This is a genomic window from Bradyrhizobium xenonodulans (assembly GCF_027594865.1).
Lineage (GTDB): Bacteria > Pseudomonadota > Alphaproteobacteria > Rhizobiales > Xanthobacteraceae > Bradyrhizobium > Bradyrhizobium xenonodulans.
Genome location: NZ_CP089391.1, coordinates 3,917,871 through 3,936,480, shown reverse-complemented (window position 1 = coordinate 3,936,480; position 18,610 = coordinate 3,917,871). Strand labels below are relative to the sequence as shown.

At 64.0% G+C, this 18,610-nt stretch carries 19 protein-coding genes; 11 read left to right on the top strand and 8 right to left on the bottom strand.

Features of this window, described 5'->3' with window-relative positions:
- Positions 1–14 precede the first annotated feature (14 nt).
- Positions 15–707 carry a GntR family transcriptional regulator gene (locus tag I3J27_RS18525; protein WP_270172153.1) on the bottom strand — a complete coding sequence of 231 codons (693 nt, stop codon included), beginning with the start codon at positions 705–707 and terminating at the stop codon, positions 15–17.
- Between the two features lie 230 nt (positions 708–937).
- On the opposite strand from I3J27_RS18525, the gene I3J27_RS18520 reads away from it, so the two are divergent.
- The 4 genes from I3J27_RS18520 to I3J27_RS18505 all read left to right on the top strand — a co-directional run bounded on the left by I3J27_RS18520 (position 938) and on the right by I3J27_RS18505 (position 4,819).
- Positions 938–1,546 carry a TRAP transporter small permease gene (locus tag I3J27_RS18520; RefSeq protein ID WP_270172832.1) on the top strand — a complete coding sequence of 203 codons (609 nt, stop codon included), beginning with the start codon at positions 938–940 and terminating at the stop codon, positions 1,544–1,546.
- Positions 1,546–2,811, top strand: coding sequence for a TRAP transporter large permease (locus I3J27_RS18515; RefSeq protein WP_270172151.1), 1,266 nt, complete (start codon positions 1,546–1,548; stop codon positions 2,809–2,811). The genes I3J27_RS18520 and I3J27_RS18515 overlap by 1 nt, the downstream gene beginning before the upstream one ends.
- Before the next feature lie 24 nt (positions 2,812–2,835).
- Positions 2,836–3,819, top strand: coding sequence for a TRAP transporter substrate-binding protein (locus I3J27_RS18510; protein ID WP_270172149.1), 984 nt, complete (start codon positions 2,836–2,838; stop codon positions 3,817–3,819).
- A gap of 73 nt (positions 3,820–3,892) precedes the next feature.
- Entirely contained in the window at positions 3,893–4,819 is a 927-nt protein-coding gene (locus I3J27_RS18505; RefSeq protein ID WP_270172147.1) for a dihydrodipicolinate synthase family protein, read from the top strand.
- 96 nt (positions 4,820–4,915) lie between these two features.
- Here I3J27_RS18505 and I3J27_RS18500 read toward each other — a convergent pair whose 3' ends face one another.
- The 4 genes from I3J27_RS18500 to I3J27_RS18485 are packed head-to-tail and all read right to left on the bottom strand — an operon-like array spanning position 4,916 to position 10,621.
- Positions 4,916–5,827, bottom strand: coding sequence for a hydroxymethylglutaryl-CoA lyase (locus I3J27_RS18500; RefSeq protein ID WP_270172135.1), 912 nt, complete (start codon positions 5,825–5,827; stop codon positions 4,916–4,918).
- A 29-nt stretch (positions 5,828–5,856) separates the two neighbouring features.
- A complete protein-coding gene (locus tag I3J27_RS18495) occupies positions 5,857–7,860 on the bottom strand; it encodes an acetyl/propionyl/methylcrotonyl-CoA carboxylase subunit alpha (RefSeq protein ID WP_270172129.1) in 2,004 nt (667 codons plus the stop codon).
- A 4-nt stretch (positions 7,861–7,864) separates the two neighbouring features.
- Positions 7,865–9,469 (bottom strand): carboxyl transferase domain-containing protein, encoded by a 1,605-nt coding sequence (locus I3J27_RS18490; RefSeq protein ID WP_270172127.1) that lies wholly within the window; start codon positions 9,467–9,469, stop codon positions 7,865–7,867.
- A 24-nt stretch (positions 9,470–9,493) separates the two neighbouring features.
- Positions 9,494–10,621: an isovaleryl-CoA dehydrogenase gene (locus tag I3J27_RS18485; protein ID WP_270172831.1), complete on the bottom strand. Its 1,128-nt coding sequence runs from the start codon at positions 10,619–10,621 to the stop codon at positions 9,494–9,496.
- Between the two features lie 154 nt (positions 10,622–10,775).
- Here I3J27_RS18485 and I3J27_RS18480 point away from each other — a divergent pair, with 154 nt between their 5' ends.
- Positions 10,776–11,804: an AraC family transcriptional regulator gene (locus I3J27_RS18480; RefSeq protein ID WP_270172125.1), complete on the top strand. Its 1,029-nt coding sequence runs from the start codon at positions 10,776–10,778 to the stop codon at positions 11,802–11,804.
- A gap of 16 nt (positions 11,805–11,820) precedes the next feature.
- Here the strand turns inward: I3J27_RS18480 and I3J27_RS18475 are convergent, their stop codons facing one another.
- Together I3J27_RS18475 and I3J27_RS18470 are read right to left on the bottom strand one after the other, a co-directional pair.
- On the bottom strand, positions 11,821–12,315 hold the full coding sequence (locus I3J27_RS18475; RefSeq protein ID WP_270172122.1) for an Lrp/AsnC family transcriptional regulator: 495 nt from the start codon (positions 12,313–12,315) through the stop codon (positions 11,821–11,823).
- Between the two features lie 193 nt (positions 12,316–12,508).
- Positions 12,509–12,814: an ETC complex I subunit gene (locus I3J27_RS18470; protein WP_270172116.1), complete on the bottom strand. Its 306-nt coding sequence runs from the start codon at positions 12,812–12,814 to the stop codon at positions 12,509–12,511.
- Positions 12,815–13,068: 254 nt separating this feature from the next.
- Between I3J27_RS18470 and I3J27_RS18465 the strand changes: the two genes are divergently transcribed.
- A complete protein-coding gene (locus tag I3J27_RS18465) occupies positions 13,069–14,244 on the top strand; it encodes an OpgC domain-containing protein (RefSeq protein ID WP_270172114.1) in 1,176 nt (391 codons plus the stop codon).
- Between the two features lie 21 nt (positions 14,245–14,265).
- Here the strand turns inward: I3J27_RS18465 and I3J27_RS18460 are convergent, their stop codons facing one another.
- On the bottom strand, positions 14,266–14,457 hold the full coding sequence (locus tag I3J27_RS18460; protein ID WP_270172112.1) for a hypothetical protein: 192 nt from the start codon (positions 14,455–14,457) through the stop codon (positions 14,266–14,268).
- Positions 14,458–15,361: 904 nt separating this feature from the next.
- On the opposite strand from I3J27_RS18460, the gene I3J27_RS18455 reads away from it, so the two are divergent.
- The 5 genes from I3J27_RS18455 (at position 15,362) to I3J27_RS18435 (ending at position 18,521) form a co-directional block, all read left to right on the top strand.
- Positions 15,362–15,610, top strand: coding sequence for a hypothetical protein (locus I3J27_RS18455; RefSeq protein ID WP_270172830.1), 249 nt, complete (start codon positions 15,362–15,364; stop codon positions 15,608–15,610).
- Between the two features lie 260 nt (positions 15,611–15,870).
- Positions 15,871–16,092 (top strand): RNA-binding protein, encoded by a 222-nt coding sequence (locus tag I3J27_RS18450; protein ID WP_270172109.1) that lies wholly within the window; start codon positions 15,871–15,873, stop codon positions 16,090–16,092.
- Positions 16,093–16,327: 235 nt separating this feature from the next.
- On the top strand, positions 16,328–17,647 hold the full coding sequence (locus tag I3J27_RS18445; RefSeq protein WP_270172107.1) for a tyrosine-type recombinase/integrase: 1,320 nt from the start codon (positions 16,328–16,330) through the stop codon (positions 17,645–17,647).
- Positions 17,644–18,198: a hypothetical protein gene (locus I3J27_RS18440; RefSeq protein WP_270172104.1), complete on the top strand. Its 555-nt coding sequence runs from the start codon at positions 17,644–17,646 to the stop codon at positions 18,196–18,198. The genes I3J27_RS18445 and I3J27_RS18440 overlap by 4 nt, the downstream gene beginning before the upstream one ends.
- Before the next feature lie 89 nt (positions 18,199–18,287).
- Positions 18,288–18,521, top strand: coding sequence for a hypothetical protein (locus tag I3J27_RS18435; protein WP_270172101.1), 234 nt, complete (start codon positions 18,288–18,290; stop codon positions 18,519–18,521).
- Positions 18,522–18,610: the final 89 nt, after the last annotated feature.

The following is an 18,610-nucleotide window of genomic DNA, read 5'->3' as shown; positions in this document are numbered from 1 at the left end:
TACGCGTACATCGATTACCGCTCGCTCTTGCGCCTCGGCTTCGGCGCCATCGCGCTGCCGGCCACGACCTGCAACAGATCCTTGCGCACGGCCTCGATGTGCCGCTCCAAAAACCGGCAGGCCTCCTCGATCTTCCCGGCGCGGCACAGCGCGATCAGATGGGCGTGCTCCTTCTCAGCGGTGCCCATCGCCTTGGTGTTGGAGAGCTGCAGGCGCGTGTAGCGGTCGCTGGTCTGGAGCAATGACAGCACGATCGCGCGTGTGCGCGGCTGCGGGGCGTGCACGTAGAGCGCCACGTGGAAGTCGGCGTTGAGCTGTCCCCAGTCGCTGACATTCTTTGCCTTGATTGCCTTCTCGAATTGCTTGTGGATGTCGTCGAGCCCGTCGAAATCCTCCGCCGTGAACCGCGGCGCCGACTGCGCCAGCAGCCTTGGCTCCAGGATGCAGCGCAGATCGAACACGTCGTTGATCTCGTCCAGCGACAGCTCGGAGACGATGGCGCCTTTCTGCGGAACGATCCGCACCAGCCCTTCGGCCTCGAGCTGGAACAGCGCTTCGCGCACGGGAATGCGGCTGACGCCGTAGGCCTCGCCAAGCGCATCCTGCCGCAACTGCGATCCGGCCGGATAGGTGCCGTCGAGGATCGCCTGCCGGAGCTGGTCGACGATCGCAGCCGACAGGGTGCGATGCTTCAGAGGCTGTTTCATCTGATCGTCTGTCGTCCTTCCCGACTCGTTCGGCCGAAGCGGTCCCTGTCTTGCATGGTGGGGCGCCCGGCAAAAGCCAATGCCCGCGAAACCCGAGTGCCCAGCAAAAGCGCGGCGTGCCGCCGAAATGACCGCAATCTTCGTTTGACACCCAAAATGTATAAATTATACATTTGGCAATCGCACGACAAATCTTCAGGGGTTGGGCCTCTTTCATGATCGAGCAGACGATGCCGGCCACGCGCGCGTTCAGCGTCCGACGCATGATCGTCCGCGCCTCCAGCGCCCTGCTCGCCGTCGAACGCCTCGCGCTGATGGGCCTGATGTACCTGCTCACCGGCCTGATCCTGGTGAACGTCATCACCCGCTACGCCCGCTTTCCGATCTACTGGATCGACGAATCCGCGGTCTATTGCGTGGTCTGGCTGACCTTCGTCGGCGCTTCCGCGATGACGCGGCTGCGGCTCGACTTCGCGGTCACGATGCTCACCGAGCGTCTCTCGCCGCAGCGCCAGAAGATCGCAAAGGTGATCTCGACCGGCCTCGTCGTCGTGTTCGGAATCGCCCTGACCGTCACCTGCGTGCTCTGGATGGACCCGATTGGCCTCGCCCGCGCCGGCTTCGACGGGCGCAAGCTCGCCGCCGAAACCTTCAACTTCCTCTACACCGAGCATACCCAGACGCTGAACTGGCCGACCTGGGTGCTCTATTTGACGCTGCCGATCTTCGCGGTGTCGATGACCATTCACGGCCTCGCCAATTTGCTGGAAGACCTCGAGCTGGTCCCGCGCACGCCGCCGAAGGGCTTTCAGCTCTCCGAGCTCGACGGGGTCAATTGATGATCACGTCAGCGGCCTTCATGGTTTTCATGCTGGTCGGCGTGCCGATCGGGCTCTGCCTGTGCCTCGCCGGCCTTGTCTACATCGCCGCATCGGGCAATCCGGTGCTGTTCCAGTCCTATCCGCTCCAGCTGTTCGGCGGCGTCGACAGCTACGGCCTGATCGCCATCCCGCTCTTCATCCTGATCGGCGAGATCATGAATGGCGGCGGCATCACAAGGCGCATCGTCGACATGGCGATGGCCTTCATCGGTTCGCTGAAGGGCGGGCTCGCCTACGTCAACATCCTCGCCAACATGTTCATCTCCTCGATCCTGGGATCTGCGACCGCGCAAGTCGCGATCATGGCCCAGATCATGGTGCCGGAGATGGAGAAGAAGGGCTACGACAAGACCTTTGCGGCGGGGCTGACCGCCTATGGCGGCATGCTCGGCCCGATCATCCCGCCCTCGGTGATGTTCGTGGTCTACAGCGTGCTGGCGCAGGTCTCGGTTAGCGACATGCTGATCGCCGGCATCGTGCCGGGCGTCATCCTCACCGTGATGTTCTGCCTCGTCATCGCGCTGATGGGTTACGTCTACAACTACCCCCGCGCGGATTATCAGACGCCGCGCCAGCGCGTCATGACGATCCTGCGGACGTCGCCGACCCTGCTGATCCCGATCGTCATCGTCGGCACGATTCTGAGCGGCCTCGCCAATGCGACGGAATCCGCCGCCGTCGGCGCCGTGGCCGCCGTACTCGTTGGCAAATACTGGACGAAGGAATTCAAGTTCTCGCAGCTGCCGCAGATGATGCTGCGCAGCGCGATCTATTCGGCGATCGTGCTGTTCCTGGTGGCGGCCGCCGCCGTGTTCTCCTGGGTGCTGATCTTCGGCAAGGTGCCGCAGGAGACCGCCGCCTGGATTCAGACCGCCGCCAAGGACCCCGTCAGCTTCATGCTGATCTGCAACGTGATCCTGCTGGTGATCGGCACGGTGATCGACGGCATTCCCGGCCTGATCATGACGGTACCGATCCTGCTGCCGGTCGCAACCGAGGTCTACCATATCGATCCCCGGCATTTCGGCGTCGTGGTGGTGATCAATCTCGTGCTCGGCCTGTTGTCGCCGCCGGTCGGACTCTGCTTCTTCGTCGCCGCCGCCGTCACCGGCGCCAAGCCCGGCAAGATGTTCATGGTGACGCTGCCGTTCTTCGTCATCTCCTGCGTCTTGCTCGTGCTGCTCTCGCTCTATCCCTCGCTCTCGCTGATCCTCGTCAAATAGACCCATCCAGAAGGAAGCCCGCTCATGCCGCTTACACGCCGCCGCTTTCTCGCCGCCAGTGCCGCCGCATCGGTGTTTGCGCCGTCGCTTGCGCTCGCCCAGGCCAAGGAATTCCGCCTCGGCCTGATCACGCCCAACGGCCATTCCTGGAACAAGGCCGCGCTCAAGTTCGGCGACGATCTCAAGGCCGCCACCAACGGCCGCCTGACGCTGACCGTGTTCCACTCGGGCCAGCTCGGCAACGAGCCCGCGATGATGCAGCAGCTCCAGTCTGGTGCGCTCGACATGGGCTTCATCCAGGCCGCCGAGCTCGGCTCGCGCGTGCCGCACATCGCTGCGATCAACGCACCCTACATCGTCCGCTCGACGCCGGCGGTGGCGAAATTCGTGCGGCATCCGGCGGCGGTCAAGCTGTTCGAGGTGCTGCCGCAGGAGACCGGCACCATCGGGCTCGGCTGGGGCATCACCGGCATGCGCGCGGTGTTCTCCTCGAAGGACCTGAATTCGCTCGCCGACATCAAGGGCATGAAGCTGCGCATCAATCCGACACCGGTCTATCGCGACTTCTATTCCTCGCTGGGCGCAGCACCGACGCCGATCCCGACGCCGCAAGTGTTCGACGCGATGGCCAACGGCCAGGTCGACGGGCTCGAGGCCGATCTCGAATTCTCCTGGAACCAGCGCTTCGACAAGGTGTCGAAGGTGATCCTCCAGATGAACGCCGTCTTCATGCCGATGGCCGCGGTCGTCTCGGGCCGGGTCTGGCAGACGCTGTCGGCCGCCGACCGCGAGCTGATCACCAAGACAATCAAGACGACGCTCGACGCGCAGATCGACGAGCTGGCCTCCAACGAGCCGGCGCTGATCGAGAACTTCAAGAACGCGCCGATCCCGATCCGCCAGGTCCCGGCCGGCGACACCGAGGCCGTCATCGCCGAGTTCGACAAGATCTGGCTGCCCAAGGCGCCTGTTCTCGCCGAGCTGCGCAAGGTCGGCGCGACGCTCTGATCCCATTCGCCATCTCCCTTTACAACAGCCGGCGGCCCCAGCCCCCCGCCGGCAATACACTTGGAGTGAACTCATGCCCCGCCGCGTTTCCTGGGAAGGCGTCTTCCCGGCCGTCACCACGCAATTCAACGACGATCTCTCGCTCAATATCGATGCGACCGCCAAGGTGATGGACGGATTGATCCGCGACGGCGTCTCCGGCCTGATCGTCTGCGGCTCGGTCGGCGAGAACACCTCGCTGGAGCGCAAGGAGAAGGTCGCGATCATGGAGACGGCCAAGTCCGTCGCCGCGGGCCGCGTGCCCGTGCTGTGCGGCATCGCCGAGTTCACCACGGCCTTCGCGGTCGAGACCGCCAAGGAAGCCGCCCGCGTCGGCATCGACGGCGTGATGGTGATGCCGGCTTTGGTCTATTCGTCCAAGCCGCACGAGACCGCCGCGCATTTCCGCGCCGTCGCCAGCGCGACCGATTTGCCGGTGATGCTCTACAACAATCCGCCGATCTACAAGAACGACGTCACGCCGGATATCCTGGCCTCGCTCGCCGACGTCGAGACCGTGGTCTGCTTCAAGGATTCCTCCGGCGACACGCGGCGTTTCATCGACACCCGCAACATGGTCGGCGACCGCTTCGTGCTGTTCGCAGGCCTCGACGACGTCATCGTCGAGAGCGTCGCCATGGGCGCCGTGGGCTGGGTCTCCGGCATGTCGAACGCCTTCCCGCGCGAGGGCGAGACGCTGTTTCGCCTCGCCAAGGCCGGCCGCTTGGCCGAGGCGATGCCGATCTACGAATGGTTCATGCCGCTCTTGCATCTCGACGCCCGCCCGGACCTCGTCCAGTGCATCAAGCTGTGCGAGCACATCATGGGCCGCGGCACCGCGCTGACGCGCCCGCCGCGCCTGGCGCTGCTGCCGCAGGAGAAGGCCGAGGTCGAGGCCATGATGGCCAAGGCGCTCAAGAACCGGCCGCACCTGCCGGATGTCGGGCTGAAGGCGGCCTGAAAGCAGGTCCCGTAGGTTGGGCAAAGCGAAGCGTGCCCACCACCTGTCTCGATCATGAAAAGACGGTGGGCACGGCGCTGCGCGCCCTTGCCCACCCTACGAAGCAGCCCGCTTCTTCTTCGCGTTCAGCGCGGACGCAACCCGGCTCACCGGCGGCTTGCCGAGCACGCCGCTCATCTCGTTGGTGGCCGCGAGCAGCTTGTCCATGTCGACGCCGATGCTGATGCCCATGCCTTCGAGCATGTAGACGACATCTTCAGTGGCGACGTTGCCGGTCGCGCCGGGTGCGTAGGGACAACCGCCGAGACCGCCGGCGGCGGCGTCGATGATACGGACGCCTTCCTCCAGGCCGGCATAGAGATTGGCGAGCGCCTGGCCGTAGGTGTCGTGGAAATGCATCGCGAGCTTGGCCGCGGGAATGTTGGCAGCAACCGCGCGCAGCATCTCCTTCGCCTTGGCAGGCGTGCCGACGCCGATGGTGTCGCCGAGCGAGACCTCGTAGCAGCCGAGCTCCCACAGCGTGCTCGCGAGATCGGCGACCGCCTTCGGCTTGATCTCGCCGTCGAAGGGGCAGCCGAGGACACAGGAGATATAGCCGCGTACCTTCACACCATCGGTCTTGGCGCGCGCCAGCACCGGCTTGAAGCGCTCGATGGACTCCGCAACCGTGCAGTTGATGTTGGCGCGGGAGAAGCCCTCGGAGGCCGCGGCGAACACGGAGACGACCTTCGCGCCGGCGGCGCGTGCAGCGTCGTAGCCCTTCTCGTTCGGCACCAGCACGTGGAATTCGGCATCCTTCACGTGGTTCACGCCGCGCAGGACGGCATCCGAGCTGGCCATTTGCGGGATCGCCTTGGGCGAGACGAAGGCGCCGACCTCGACCGTATCGAGGCCGGCCGCGACCAGCGCCTCGATGAAAGCAATGCGGGCCTCGACGCTGACCGGCGTTTTCTCGTTCTGGAGGCCGTCGCGCGGCCCCATCTCGATGATGCGGACGGGGTCGCTCATCTCACTCTCCCCAAGTCATTCTCACGAAGTCATTCTTCCGAAGGCTCGACCACGGCGAGCTCGACGCCTTCCTGCACGATGTCGCCGACCTTGCACTTGACGGACTTCAGCACGCCGGCATAAGGCGCGCGCAGCGTCTGCTCCATCTTCATGACTTCCAGGGTAAGGATCGGTGCGCCCTTCTCGAGTTTTGCTCCTTCCTCGGCGAGCACAGCAACAACCGTGCCCGGCAGGGGTGCTGCGATCTTGTCCGCCCCGGTCTGCTCCTCGCTCTCGCCCCCGAACGGATCGACCCAATGCAGATCGAAGCGGCCGTTCCGGGTGCGCAGGTAAAGCTCGTGGCCGGTGATGACGGCCGCAACAGTCGATTTGACGCCATCCAGCGTCAGATCGAAGCCGCCATCCCTTGGTGCAATCGCAAACGCCAGCTCGCGATCGCCGATGACAAGCGTCGATGGCCCGCTGCCATAGTTCAGCGTGACCTTCTGCTCCGGCCCATGGCCGACGCGAAGCGCAAAGCTGCGCTGGCGGCGGCCGACCGGCTGCCAGCCGAAGGTCTGCCAGGGCGAAGCCGCCTCGGCTTGCGCAGCCTGCCGCTCGTCGTTGATAACAGCGGCGACCGCCGCGCACAGCTCGAGCTCGCCCGGCGCCGGCGCGGCCTGCGTCAGCACCGCCAGCTCGCGCTCGATGAAGCCGGTGTCGATCGCATTGGTCCGCACCTTCGGATGCGTCATCAGCGCGGAGAGGAACGGGATGTTGGTGACGATGCCGCGGACGTCGGACTCCTCCAGCCCGCGATTCAGCCGCTCGATCGCGACATCCCGCGTCGGCGCCCATGCGATCATCTTGGCAAGCATCGCGTCGTAGTACGGCGAGACGCTATCGCCCTTACGGTAGCCGGCATCGATGCGCAGGCCGCCGGTCTCGGAAGGCAGCCGCCAGGTCGAGATCCTGCCGACCGACGGCATGAAGTTCTTGGTCGGGTTCTCGGCATAGACGCGCGCCTCGACCGCGTGGCCGTTGAGTTTGATCTCGTCCTGCTTCATCGGCAGCGCCTCGCCGAAGGCGACGCGCAACTGCCATTCGACCAGATCGATGCCGGTGATCAGCTCGGTCACGGGATGCTCGACCTGGAGACGCGTGTTCATCTCGATGAAGAACACGTCCTTGCCGTCGGAGACGAACTCGATCGTGCCGGCGCCGACATAGTTCACCGCACCGGCCGCCTTGCGCGCGGCGGCGCAGACCGTCTCGCGTTGGGCAGGATTAAGCGTCGGCGACGGCGCTTCCTCGATCACCTTCTGGTGCCGGCGCTGCAAGGTGCATTCGCGCTCGAACAGCGACAGCAGATTGCCGTGGCTGTCGCCGACGATCTGCACTTCGATGTGCCGGGGATTGTCGACATATTTTTCGATCAGCATGCGGTCGTCGCCGAACGCGGCCTTGGCCTCGCGCTTGGCGCTGACGATCGCGGGAGCCAGCTCGGCCGCCGAGCGCACGATGCGCATGCCGCGGCCGCCGCCGCCGGCCGAAGCCTTCACCAGGATTGGGAAACCGACCTTCTCGGCCGCCTTCGCCAGCGTTGCATCGTCCTGCGCATTGCCGTGATAGCCGGGCACCAGCGGCACGCCGGCCTTTTCCATCAGCGCTTTCGAGCCGGACTTCGAGCCCATCGCATTCATCATGTCAGCGGTCGGGCCGACGAAGACGAGGCCTGCGTCGTAACAGGCCTGCGCGAACTCGGCATTCTCCGACAGGAAGCCGTAGCCGGGATGCACGGCTTCCGCGCCGGTCTTCTTCGCGGCCTCGATCAGTCGCTCGACATTGAGATAGCTGTCGCGGGCGCGCGCCGGCCCGAGCAGCACAGCCTCGTCCGCGAGTGCGACATGCATCGCGTCGCGGTCGGCTTCGGAATAGACCGCGACCGTGCGCAGGCCCATGGCGCGGGCGGTGCGGATGACGCGGCAGGCGATCTCGCCGCGGTTGGCGATCAGGAGCGTGCGAAAACGGCGGTAGAGCTTTGAGCGGTCCATCGCATCACATCCTGAACAGGCCGAATTTCGTCGGCTCGATCGGCGCATTCGACGCCGCCGAGAGGCCGAGCCCGAGCACGAGGCGCGTGTCGGCCGGGTCGATCACGCCGTCGTCCCACAGGCGCGCGGTCGCGTAGTAGGGATGCCCCTGGCTTTCATATTGGTCGCGGATCGGCTTGCGGAACTTGTCTTCTTCCTCCTTCGACCAGCTGTCGCCCTTGGCTTCGATATTGTCGCGGCGGACCTGGCTCAGCACCATCGAGGCCTGCTCGCCGCCCATCACCGAGATGCGCGCGTTCGGCCACATCCAGAGGAAGCGCGGCGAATAGGCGCGGCCGCACATGCCGTAATTGCCGGCGCCGTAGGAGCCGCCGATCACGACGGTGAATTTTGGCACCGAGGCGGTCGCAACCGCCGTCACCAATTTTGCACCGTCGCGCGCGATGCCGCCGGCCTCGTACTTCTTGCCGACCATGAAGCCGGTGATGTTTTGCAGGAACACCAGCGGAATGCCGCGCTGGCAGCACAGCTCGATGAAATGCGCGCCCTTCAGCGAGCTCTCGCTGAAGAGAATGCCGTTATTGGCGATGATGCCGACCGGATAGCCCCAGATATGGGCGAAGCCGCACACCAGCGTCGTGCCATAAAGCTTCTTGAACTCGTCGAACTCCGAGCCGTCCACCACGCGCGCGATGATGTCGCGGACGTCAAAGGGCTTGCGGCCGTCGACCGGCACCACGCCATAAATCTCCTCCGCCGCAAACAGCGGATCGCGCGGCGGATGCATGTTGAGGTTCGGCCGTGCCGACGGCTTCAGTGTACCGATGACACGCCGGGCGATGCCGATCGCGTGCGCATCGTTCTGGGCGTAGTGATCGGTCACGCCCGACTGCCGCGAATGCACATCGGCGCCGCCGAGTTCTTCTGCGCTGACAACCTCGCCGGTCGCTGCCTTCACCAGCGGCGGACCGCCGAGGAAGATGGTGCCTTGATTGCGCACGATGATGCTCTCGTCCGACATCGCGGGGACGTAGGCGCCGCCGGCGGTGCAAGATCCCATCACGATCGCGATCTGCGGGATGCCCTGCGACGACATCTGCGCCTGGTTGTAGAAGATGCGGCCGAAATGCCGCTCGTCCGGAAAGATCTCGTCCTGCAGCGGCAGGAACGCGCCGCCGGAATCGACCATGTAGACGCAGGGAAGATTGTTCTGCCGCGCCACGTCCTGCGCGCGCAGATGCTTCTTCACGGTCATGGGATAATAGGTGCCGCCCTTGATGGTGGCGTCATTGGCGACGATCATGCATTCGCGGCCCGAGATGCGCCCCACCCCCGTCACGACGCTCGCCGAATGCACATCGCCGCCATACAGGCCATAGGCCGCAAGCGGCGACAGCTCCAGGAACGAGGTGCCGGGATCGACCAGCAGGTCGACGCGCTCGCGCGCCAGCATCTTGCCGCGCGCGGTGTGGCGGTTGCGCGAGACCTCGCCGCCGCCGCCGGCGACCTGGGCGAGCTTTTCGCGCAGATCGGCGACGAGGGTGCGCATGGCGTCCGAATTGCGCGCAAAGTCCGATGAAGACGTATCGATGCTGGAATGGAGCGGCATGTTGATTCCAATTGCGTGAAAGTATTAAGCCGTCTCGGCCATCAGTTCGCGACCGATCAGCATGCGGCGGACTTCCGAGGTGCCGGCGCCGATCTCGTAGAGCTTGGCGTCGCGCCACAGGCGGCCGACCGGAAATTCGGATGTATAGCCGACGCCGCCCAGCGCCTGGATCGCCTCGCCCGCCATCCACGTCGCCTTCTCCGCGGAATAGAGGATCGCGGCGGCGGAATCCTTGCGCAAGGTGCGGGCATGATCGGCGCGGTCGCAGGCCCGCCCGACGGCATAGACATAGGCCCGCGTGGCCTGCCAGGTCGCATACATGTCGGCGAGCTTGCCCTGCATGAGTTGGAAATCGCCGATCGGCTGGCCGAACTGCTTGCGCTCGTGCATGTAGGGCACCACCGCGTCCATGCAGGCCGCCATGATCCCGAGCGGGCCACCCGAGAGCACCGCGCGCTCATAGTCGAGGCCGGACATCAGCACCTTGACGCCCTCGCCGACCTTGCCGAGCACGTTCTCCTCCGGCACCTCGCATTCGTCGAAGAACAAGGGATAGGTGTTGGAGCCGCGCATGCCGAGCTTGTCGAGATGCTGGCCGTGGGTGAAACCCTTGAAGCTTTTCTCGATGAGGAACGCGGTCATGCCGCGCGGGCCGGCTTCCGGATCGGTCTTGGCGTAGACGACGAGCACGTCGGCATCGCCGCCATTGGTGATCCACATTTTCGAGCCGTTGAGCACGTAGCGGTCGCCGCGCTTGTCGGCGCGCAGCTTCATCGAGACCACGTCGGAGCCGGCGCCGGGCTCGGACATCGCGAGCGCGCCGACATACTCGCCGGAGATCAGCTTCGGCAGATAGCGCTGCCGCTGCGCATCATTGCCGTTGCGGCGGATCTGGTTGACGCAGAGGTTGGAATGCGCGCCGTAGGACAGCCCCACGGCCGCCGAGCCGCGTGAAATCTCCTCCATGGCGACGATGTGGGCGAGATAGCCCATGTTCGAGCCGCCATATTGCTCCGGCGCGGTCATGCCGAGCAGGCCGAGGTCGCCAAGGCGCTTCCAGAGGTCCGCCGGGAACAGATTGGCCTTCTCGATCTCGGCGGCCCGCGGGGCGATCTCCGCCTCCACGAAGGCGCGGAGCGTATCGCGCAGCATGCCGATGTCTTCGCCCAGATCGAAATCGATGCTCGGGATGTTCAAGGCGATTCCTCCTTATTTGGCTCCGAACCTAGCGGGGTCAGGGCCCTTCTGCAGTCGAAAAGGTTGCATTTTCCGCCAAACTTGGCGAGGATTTCCCGGAGGATTTCCGATGCCTTTTCAGGCCGCAACCGCCATCCCGCGCCGCGCCGTGACCCCCGCCGCCTTCGTCCGCGGCGTGATTGCCGCCTATGAGCGATACGGCCGCGATCCCACCGAAGCGCTGGGCCGGGGCCAGGTAACCCCGGACCTTGTCAATTCTCCGGACGGGCGGGTCACGGCCGCCCAGTTCGAGGCGCTGGCGGGCCATGCCATGCGCGAGCTCGACGACGAGGCGCTCGGCTGGTTCTCGCGCCGGCTGCCCTTCGGCACCTATGGCATGTTGTGCCGCGCCTCGATCACAGCCCCGACGCTCGAAGTCGCGCTAAAACGCTGGTGCCGGCATCACCGCCTGCTGACAGAAGACGTGCTGCTCGATCTCGAGGTCGGCGACGAGACCGCGATCGTGTCCATCCGCGAGCAGCGCGACCTCGGCCCCTTGCGCGAATTCTGCCTGGTCACCCTGCTCCGCTACGTGCTCGGGTTCTCCTGCTGGGCGGTCGACTCCAGGATCGCGCTCCGCACGGCGGAGTTTCCGTATTCCGAGCCGGGCCATGTCTCGGTCTATCCAACGATCTTTTCCCGCAGCATCGGCTTCGATGCGGACCAGGCCCGCATCATCTTCGACAAGCATTATCTGTCGCTGCCGCTCACCCGCAACGCGGCCGATCTCGACAGCATGCTCAAGGGCGCGTTGCGGTTGACGGTGCTGCCCTATCGGCGCGACCGGCTCCTGGTCGAGCGTGTCCGCCGCGTGCTGCGCCATGCGCGCGGACGCAGTCTCGGCGCCGAGGATGTCGCGCGCGAGCTGGCGCTCTCCACCCGCACCATGCACCGGCGCCTGCGCGAGGAAGCCACCTCCTTGCGCGACCTCAAGGAAGAAGCAAAGTTCGAGCTCGCCAAGCAGGAGCTGATGCGCGGCCGCACGCCGATCAAGCGGATCGCGGAAATCGCTGGCTTCCGCAACGAGAAGAGTTTTTCGCGTGCGTTCCGCACCTGGACCGGCGCCAGCCCACGCGAGTTTCGCGGTCGCTATCGCTGAGGTGCGCGCGCAGCTCCTATCCTGCCGGTGCGGCCGCGGCGACCTCCTGCACCGGCAGCGGCACGTCCTTGGCAACGCCCAGCACGGGGAAGCTGCGCACGTTCTTCACGTCAGGCATCGCGGCGAAATGCAGCAGCTGCTGGCGCATGCTCTCGACGCTCGGCGCGACGCATTTGAGGAGATAGTCGGTATCGCCCGAAATCCGCCAGCACTGCTGGATGCGCGGGATCGCCGATATCGAACGCTCGAACGCCTCCAGCACCGGCTGGGCCTGGCTGCCGAGCTGGATCGAGACGAACGACACCACCTCATAGCCAAGCAGCCGCTCGTCGATGACCGCCCGCACCGCCCGGATCACGCCGCGGCTAAATAGCGATTTCAGCCGCCGCAGGCAGTTCGGCGCGGAGACGCCAACGCGCAGCGCCAGTTCGTTGTTGCGGATACGCCCGTCCTGCTGGAGCTCCGACAGTATCTTCAGATCGACGCCGTCGAGCTGGTCACGCCCCGCCATCCCCCACCTCGTCATGGTCGTGTCATACGAGGTAGCGAAGCACGCGGCGGAATTGCTGCCAAGGGTTTGCGAGGCTAGCTGTCCGCGTCTGTCATGGCCGGGGTCGTCCCGGCCGTCCACGTTCTTTCAAGTGGACGCAAACACACGAATGCCCGGGACAGGCCCGGGCAAAACGCCTTGGGACAGTTTGGACTCAATGCGTCCAGGGCTCGCCGCGCCGGAACGAGAAATTGTCCGCATAGGCGGCCGGCCGGCGGATCGAATCCTGGGGCTCGATCACCTGATAGGCGATGCCCTTGCGCTCGCAATAAGCGACGGCCTCTTCCTTGGAGTGGAAGCGCAAGGTGATCTGCTGCTTCATGTCGCCGGACGAGGTCCAGCCCATCAGCGGTTCGACCGCCCGCGGCTGCTCGGGCTCGTAGTCGAGCTGCCATTCCCTGGTCTTGGACCGGCCGGATTGCATCGCGTTCTTGGCGGGCTTGAAAATGCGTGCGGTCATGGTCGGTCCGGGCCTCGTCTTTTCGTTCGATTTCGATGCGTCACGGTAGCAGTTGGTGGAAACCGCGGGCATAGTATAGAGACACCTTTTGGGAACAGATCGGTGATTCCGCCCCTCAGGGTGTCCTGCCGACCGGGTATAGTCATTATGCTGCACCGTGACAATTGCGTACCCGCCTTCCGCGCCGGGATCCCGCCCGGCGGCATTGCCTCGTCGACATAAGCGCATCTGCCCTCTTCGAAAGCTCCCGCCGTATGGCCTTCCTGAACGTCAGCGCAACGCTCCCCGACAAAGGCCGCGACCTCAGGCTCGACCTGTTTCGCGGCGTCGCCAACTGGGCGATCTTCCTCGACCATATCCCCGACAACGTCGTGAACTGGATCACGACCCGCAATTACGGCTTTTCCGACGCCGCCGACCTGTTCGTCTTCATCTCCGGCTACACCGCCTCGTTCGTCTATGCGCGGATGATGCTGGAGCGCGGCTTCATCGTCGGCGCCACCCGTCTCACCAAACGGGTCTGGCAGCTCTACGTCGCCCACATCATCCTGTTCGTGATCTACATCGCCTCGATCAGCTATCTCGCGCTGCGCTTCGGCGATTCCGAGATGATCAACGAGTTCAACGTCGCCGGCCTCGTCGACAACGCCACGGAGACGCTGCGCCAAGGCCTGTTCCTGCGCTTCAAGCCGCTCAATCTCGACGTGCTGCCGCTCTACATCGTGCTGATGGGCCTGTTTCCACCGGTGCTGTGGTTCATGCTACGCAAGCCCGATTTGACGATGGTGCTGTCGATCGTGTTGTGGCTCGCCGCACGCCATTACGGCCTTAACCTGAACGCCTATCCGGCCGGCCAGTGGTATTTCAACCCGTATGCCTGGCAGGTGCTGTTCGTGTTCGGCGCCTGGTGTGCGATGGGCGGGGCGCGGCGCTCGATGACGCTGATCAATTCGCCCATTACGCTTTGGTTCTGCCTTGGCTACCTCGCCTTCGCGCTGGTCATGACCATGGCCGGCCGCTTCCCGACCCTCGGCGGCATGTTCCCGGAATGGCTGTTCTCGGCCTTCAACCCCAACGACAAGACCAATCTTGCGCCTTACCGTTTCCTCCACTTCGTCGTGATCGTGATCATGGTGATCCGCTTCGTGCCGAAGGAATGGCCGGGCCTGGAGTGGAAGGTGTTCGACCCGTTGATCGTGTGCGGCCAGCAATCGCTCGCCGTGTTCTGCGTCGGCGTGTTCCTGTCCTTCGTCGGCCATTTCGAGCTGTCGATGAGCTCGGGCTCGCTGTTCGCGCAGATATTCGTCAGCATCGCCGGCATCGCGATCATGACGACTGTGGCCTATTACATTTCCTGGTCGAAGAAGCAGGACAAGCCGCTGAAGCCGCCGGCCAAGCCTGCGGTCAGCTCGCCTGCGAAAGCGGCCTGAGCTGATGGTCGCGATACGGCTTCAGGCCGCTTCGCTGTCGTACTCGGTAAACTTCTTGTAGATCCAGTTGCGGCCGTCGTGGCGGCGCCAGACTTTTCCGACCAGGAGCTGTCCGTTGATCGAGCGGCGCGGCACGATCACGGTCCAGAGGTGCCAGATCTCGGTCCAGCTCGATTGCGGACGACTGTTTCGGACGTTGCGATCGAAAGACATGACGCAGAACTCGCAGGATGCGCGCGCCGCGACGAACTGTGATCCTGTGTGAGCACCTGCTACAGGCAGCCCATTGCGCGCCTTCCCGACCTGATATCAGCCGCTGATGCGGCCGCAACCACCGTTCGCCCTTAACCTAACCGGTCAACCTTACTTCTCGTGCATGGATGGCCAGACCGGTTGAAAACCGGCGCCGGTTTTTCTAGACTGCGCGCACAATTTGAGAATGAGTGTGCGCCGCTTTAGGCACGCGTTTGCAATTTTGAACTGACGCGAATTTTTCAAGAGAATTGACCGGCCGGGGGCGACCATAATGAATTTGCAATGTGCAAGTCTGCGCCTGGCGCTGGGCTCAACGCCGGCCCCTCCGCGCGTCAAGACATCCGCCTCAGAAGCGCCCAGGCCCGCCAACGACAACCATCTGGCCTGGCCGTATTTGCCGTTCCCGCTCGGCTGGTACGCGGCGAACTGATCGTTGAAAAGCGCAACGCCGCTCAAGCGGAATATCATCGCTTGGCGGCGTCCGTTTAGACATTGGGCGCTGAAATCCCCAATACCCATATGTCGGCTGCGACAGCCAAAGGTTCGATCATTCCCGGTTAATTTTGTGCGGATCGTTCTGCCCAATACCTTGAAAAATCGCGCAGAAGTCGCATTGCGGGGAGAATGAGCGCCAAGGGTCTGAGGCCCGCTTCGCGGGCACTGCAGGACGCGATCGGCCGCCTGCCCTCGCCCCGCGATCGCACTGGCTCAGATGCTCGAGGTGCTGCCCTGCGCATTGGCGCTGAGCGCGCCTTGCGCATTATACGTCTGCCCCGCCGCCTGGCTGCTCTGACTGTCTCGCGCGCTCGCCGAAGTGGACACCTCGGTCGTGCCGTCGGAATAAGTAATCGTCGTGGTGGTGATGCCGCCGATGGTGGTGGAGACCTCGCTGACGATGGTCTTGGCCGAGCTGCCGCCGCCGCCCGAGCCCGAGCTGCCGCCCGCCGATTGCGAGGACGATGTCGCTGACGTCTCCGACGCGGAGTCCGTCGATGACGTCGCCGACGTCGATGATGCCGCGGAGGATGACGTCGCTGCGGTCGACGCAGACGTCGTCACCGCCGCACTGGTTGATGCAATCGCACTGATCGACATGAAGACCTCGCCCTGAAGAAAACAGCGGGGCGTAGCGCCGATGGCGCTGCCCTGCTCTCTCCTTCAACGCGGCGGTCGCGCCAAGCAGGCGCTGGCCTTGCGAAAAAATCGTCGCCGCGGCGCACAGTTTCCAGGCAGACATCGGCAACCAATCACCGCGCCACGAGTTGCAACTTCTTCCCATCTGTCCAGGAACGCTACGGACGGCTGCAAGCAGCCTCCGACGTGAATGGGCAGTCACCTCGTCTCACGTCCGTGTGAGCTGGAGCGCGGCCTGTGAATTTTCACGAACGAGCAAAGACCAATGAACAAGCGGCCGCAAGGCAAGGGGACGCTGTGAGTCAAATTGATACGACCGAGAAACTCGACGGTGCGACGGAGAGCGGAAATTCGCTGTTCGCGCTGTGCTGGCTCGGGCTAGCCGGGATCGCCATGCTGGGCTGGATCGGCGCCCTCGGCTACCTGGCCTGGCGGCTCGCCGATTGGCTGTTGTTCTGAACCGGCCTGACGACATCGCCTCGGGACTGGTCGGGGCAGCTGGATTCGAACCAACGACCTGCAGTACCCAAAGCAGGTGGCGATGGTGGAAAAGATGGCCACCCAAGGACGAATAGACTAGCCAAGCGTTGAAAAATCACGCAGATTCCTGCCGACCAGCAGTCTGCGCGGACACAAAAGGACAACTCCGGACAGCCTGCATCTTCCCATGGTCTTCCCAGGAAGGGTGCGACCGATGAAGCTGACGGCAAAAGGGTTTGGCTCTGCGCGGCTGAGGGCCGGCGAGACCGACAAGGTTTTCTTCGACGACGATATTCCCGGCTTTGGCCTCCGAGTGCGCGCCGGCGGCTCGAGGGGCTGGATCTTTCAATACAGCATCGGAACCAAGCAGCGGCGGATGTCCCTTGGTTCGGCGACCCCGGAAAGCTTCAAATCGATCCGGGACGTCGACGGCAGGGTCAAACTGGGTATTCGGGAACAAGCGGCCCATCTGCACGCCCGGGTGAAGCTGGGCGAGGATCCGGCCGGCGAGAAAACCGAAAGCCGCAAGCGCGCTGGGGACACATTCGAGGCAATCGCCAAGAAGTTTTTGGCTGCCAAGAAGGCGGCCAATCGGCCGGGAACCTACGAGGAGATCGAGCGCCACGTCCTGAAGCACGCCAAACCCCTTCATGGTCTCCAAACGGCCAAGATTAGCCGTCGCGACGTCGCGGAGATGCTCGGAACGGTGCGCACGAATTCCGGCCCCGTTGCCGCCAACAGGGTCCGCTCTACCCTTTCCGATTTCTTTGGCTGGGCAATGTCGGAGGGCATCGAGGGTATCGAGGCCAACCCTGTGGCCGGCACGACGAAGACCAAGGAGACCGGCCGCGAGCGCGTGCTCAAGGAATTCGAGCTCCGCCTGATCTGGAAGCACGCCGGCGATGATGATCACGGCACAATCCTGAAACTGATGATGCTCACCGGCCAGCGCGCGGACGAGATCGCCAATCTCAGTCGATTCGAGATCGCGAAGGTGGAGGTTCAGAAGAAGCGTGGAGAAGATGGCGCCCCCGACCAGCCGGCGCTCGAGATCGACGTGATTGATCTGCCCGGCGAGCGGACAAAAAACAAGCGCCCTCACCTCGTCCCATTATCGGCCGCGGCAAAGGCTCTGCTCGACGCCAGGCCGCAGAGGGCGAACACTGACGGCAGTCTCCGGGAATTTGTGTTCGGTATCGGCCAGGGCGGTTTCTCCGGATGGTCGCGGTGCAAAGAGCGGCTCGACGAGCGCATCGAGAAGGATCTTGGCCGACCGCTGGAGCACTGGCGCCCGCACGACTTGCGCCGGACCATGTCGACCAAGATGGGCGATGACCTCGATGTGCTGCCCCATGTCGTTGAAGCGATTTTAAATCACGTCTCCAGCCTCCAAAGCGGCAAGCGAGGTGTTGGCGGCGTCTACAACAAGGCCTTGTATCTGAGGGAGCGCGTCGTCGCGCTCAACAGGTGGGCTCAGCACCTCGCCGCGATCGTCTCGGAGAACGTGGTCAGCCTTCGCGAGGCAGCATCATGACAGACCGGCCGTTGCCATTCCCAAACTACGTGCTCGTGTCGACTCAGGATATTTGGCAACAGATTCTCGACGGCCACGTGGCCCCGCACGTATACAGCACAAAGGCTAAAGGCGATTTGGCGCCTGTTCCGATTTCTGCCGCGCAGTTCTCTTGGGCCGACCAAACCGGCCGTGACGATCCAGCTCTGCGGGCGTTTCAGATCATGTGGATCGACCGAGACACCGGCCGCCCCGTCTCGGTGCGCCACAGAATACCAGTGCCTCATTGGGTCTACGTGATGAAGGCGCAGGCACCGGCTGCAACAACGAATGAGCGGAGAGCTGGCGCCAAGGCCAAATACGACTGGCACGCGATCAAAGAATTTACATTCGAACAGCTCACCTCACGCGGCGATTTTGCAGAGCATGACCAGCTCGACGGTTGGCGATCGGCTGCTGATCTCTATCGCGCGATCGAAGACAAGTTCGGCCAGAAGTCTCCCGAGCTCACAACGCTGAAGGAGAAGGTCCCTGCCTTTGTGGCGGAGTGGCGATCAAAAGTCGGGAATTAATTAGCGACCATTGGCGACCATTCCCGGCCGAAACTATCCGGCCAAGAGCGCACAAACGCGTCCATCGTAACCAGATGGAGCTTTGAGCCATGAGTGCCCGCCCCCTCACCGACGCGGAGATCGTCGCCCTTCAGCGCCTGGATCATCTTCCGGACAGCGCCGCGGTGCCGATCAAGCTGGCCGCGCTGTCAAATGGCACTTCTGAGCGCACATGGCGCCGCAATCCGCCCATTCCGACCTTCCCGCTTAGCGTCGGCAAGAAGGGCTGCAACGTCGGCCTGCTTCGCAAGCTGAACCGCGGCGAGCTCGCTCAGGCATCCTAAACGACACGACCCGCGCGCGAGGTCTTCGCACACGGGCCGCGGGAACACAGTCTGCTGACCGCCAAATCAGTGCAACTGTCCTAATCGTT

What these genes read in the sequence shown, in the direction of transcription:
- I3J27_RS18525 (WP_270172153.1), bottom strand. Translation starts at nt 707, where the DNA reads ATGAAACAGCCTCTGAAGCATCGCACCCTGTCGGCTGCGATCGTCGAC.
- I3J27_RS18520 (WP_270172832.1), top strand. Translation starts at nt 938, where the DNA reads ATGCCGGCCACGCGCGCGTTCAGCGTCCGACGCATGATCGTCCGCGCC.
- I3J27_RS18515 (WP_270172151.1), top strand. Translation starts at nt 1,546, where the DNA reads ATGATCACGTCAGCGGCCTTCATGGTTTTCATGCTGGTCGGCGTGCCG.
- I3J27_RS18510 (WP_270172149.1), top strand. Translation starts at nt 2,836, where the DNA reads ATGCCGCTTACACGCCGCCGCTTTCTCGCCGCCAGTGCCGCCGCATCG.
- I3J27_RS18505 (WP_270172147.1), top strand. Translation starts at nt 3,893, where the DNA reads ATGCCCCGCCGCGTTTCCTGGGAAGGCGTCTTCCCGGCCGTCACCACG.
- I3J27_RS18500 (WP_270172135.1), bottom strand. Translation starts at nt 5,827, where the DNA reads ATGAGCGACCCCGTCCGCATCATCGAGATGGGGCCGCGCGACGGCCTC.
- I3J27_RS18495 (WP_270172129.1), bottom strand. Translation starts at nt 7,860, where the DNA reads ATGGACCGCTCAAAGCTCTACCGCCGTTTTCGCACGCTCCTGATCGCC.
- I3J27_RS18490 (WP_270172127.1), bottom strand. Translation starts at nt 9,469, where the DNA reads ATGCCGCTCCATTCCAGCATCGATACGTCTTCATCGGACTTTGCGCGC.
- I3J27_RS18485 (WP_270172831.1), bottom strand. Translation starts at nt 10,621, where the DNA reads ATGCTGCGCGATACGCTCCGCGCCTTCGTGGAGGCGGAGATCGCCCCG.
- I3J27_RS18480 (WP_270172125.1), top strand. Translation starts at nt 10,776, where the DNA reads ATGCCTTTTCAGGCCGCAACCGCCATCCCGCGCCGCGCCGTGACCCCC.
- I3J27_RS18475 (WP_270172122.1), bottom strand. Translation starts at nt 12,315, where the DNA reads ATGGCGGGGCGTGACCAGCTCGACGGCGTCGATCTGAAGATACTGTCG.
- I3J27_RS18470 (WP_270172116.1), bottom strand. Translation starts at nt 12,814, where the DNA reads ATGACCGCACGCATTTTCAAGCCCGCCAAGAACGCGATGCAATCCGGC.
- I3J27_RS18465 (WP_270172114.1), top strand. Translation starts at nt 13,069, where the DNA reads ATGGCCTTCCTGAACGTCAGCGCAACGCTCCCCGACAAAGGCCGCGAC.
- I3J27_RS18460 (WP_270172112.1), bottom strand. Translation starts at nt 14,457, where the DNA reads ATGTCTTTCGATCGCAACGTCCGAAACAGTCGTCCGCAATCGAGCTGG.
- I3J27_RS18455 (WP_270172830.1), top strand. Translation starts at nt 15,362, where the DNA reads ATGCCGCCGATGGTGGTGGAGACCTCGCTGACGATGGTCTTGGCCGAG.
- I3J27_RS18445 (WP_270172107.1), top strand. Translation starts at nt 16,328, where the DNA reads ATGAAGCTGACGGCAAAAGGGTTTGGCTCTGCGCGGCTGAGGGCCGGC.
- I3J27_RS18440 (WP_270172104.1), top strand. Translation starts at nt 17,644, where the DNA reads ATGACAGACCGGCCGTTGCCATTCCCAAACTACGTGCTCGTGTCGACT.
- I3J27_RS18435 (WP_270172101.1), top strand. Translation starts at nt 18,288, where the DNA reads ATGAGTGCCCGCCCCCTCACCGACGCGGAGATCGTCGCCCTTCAGCGC.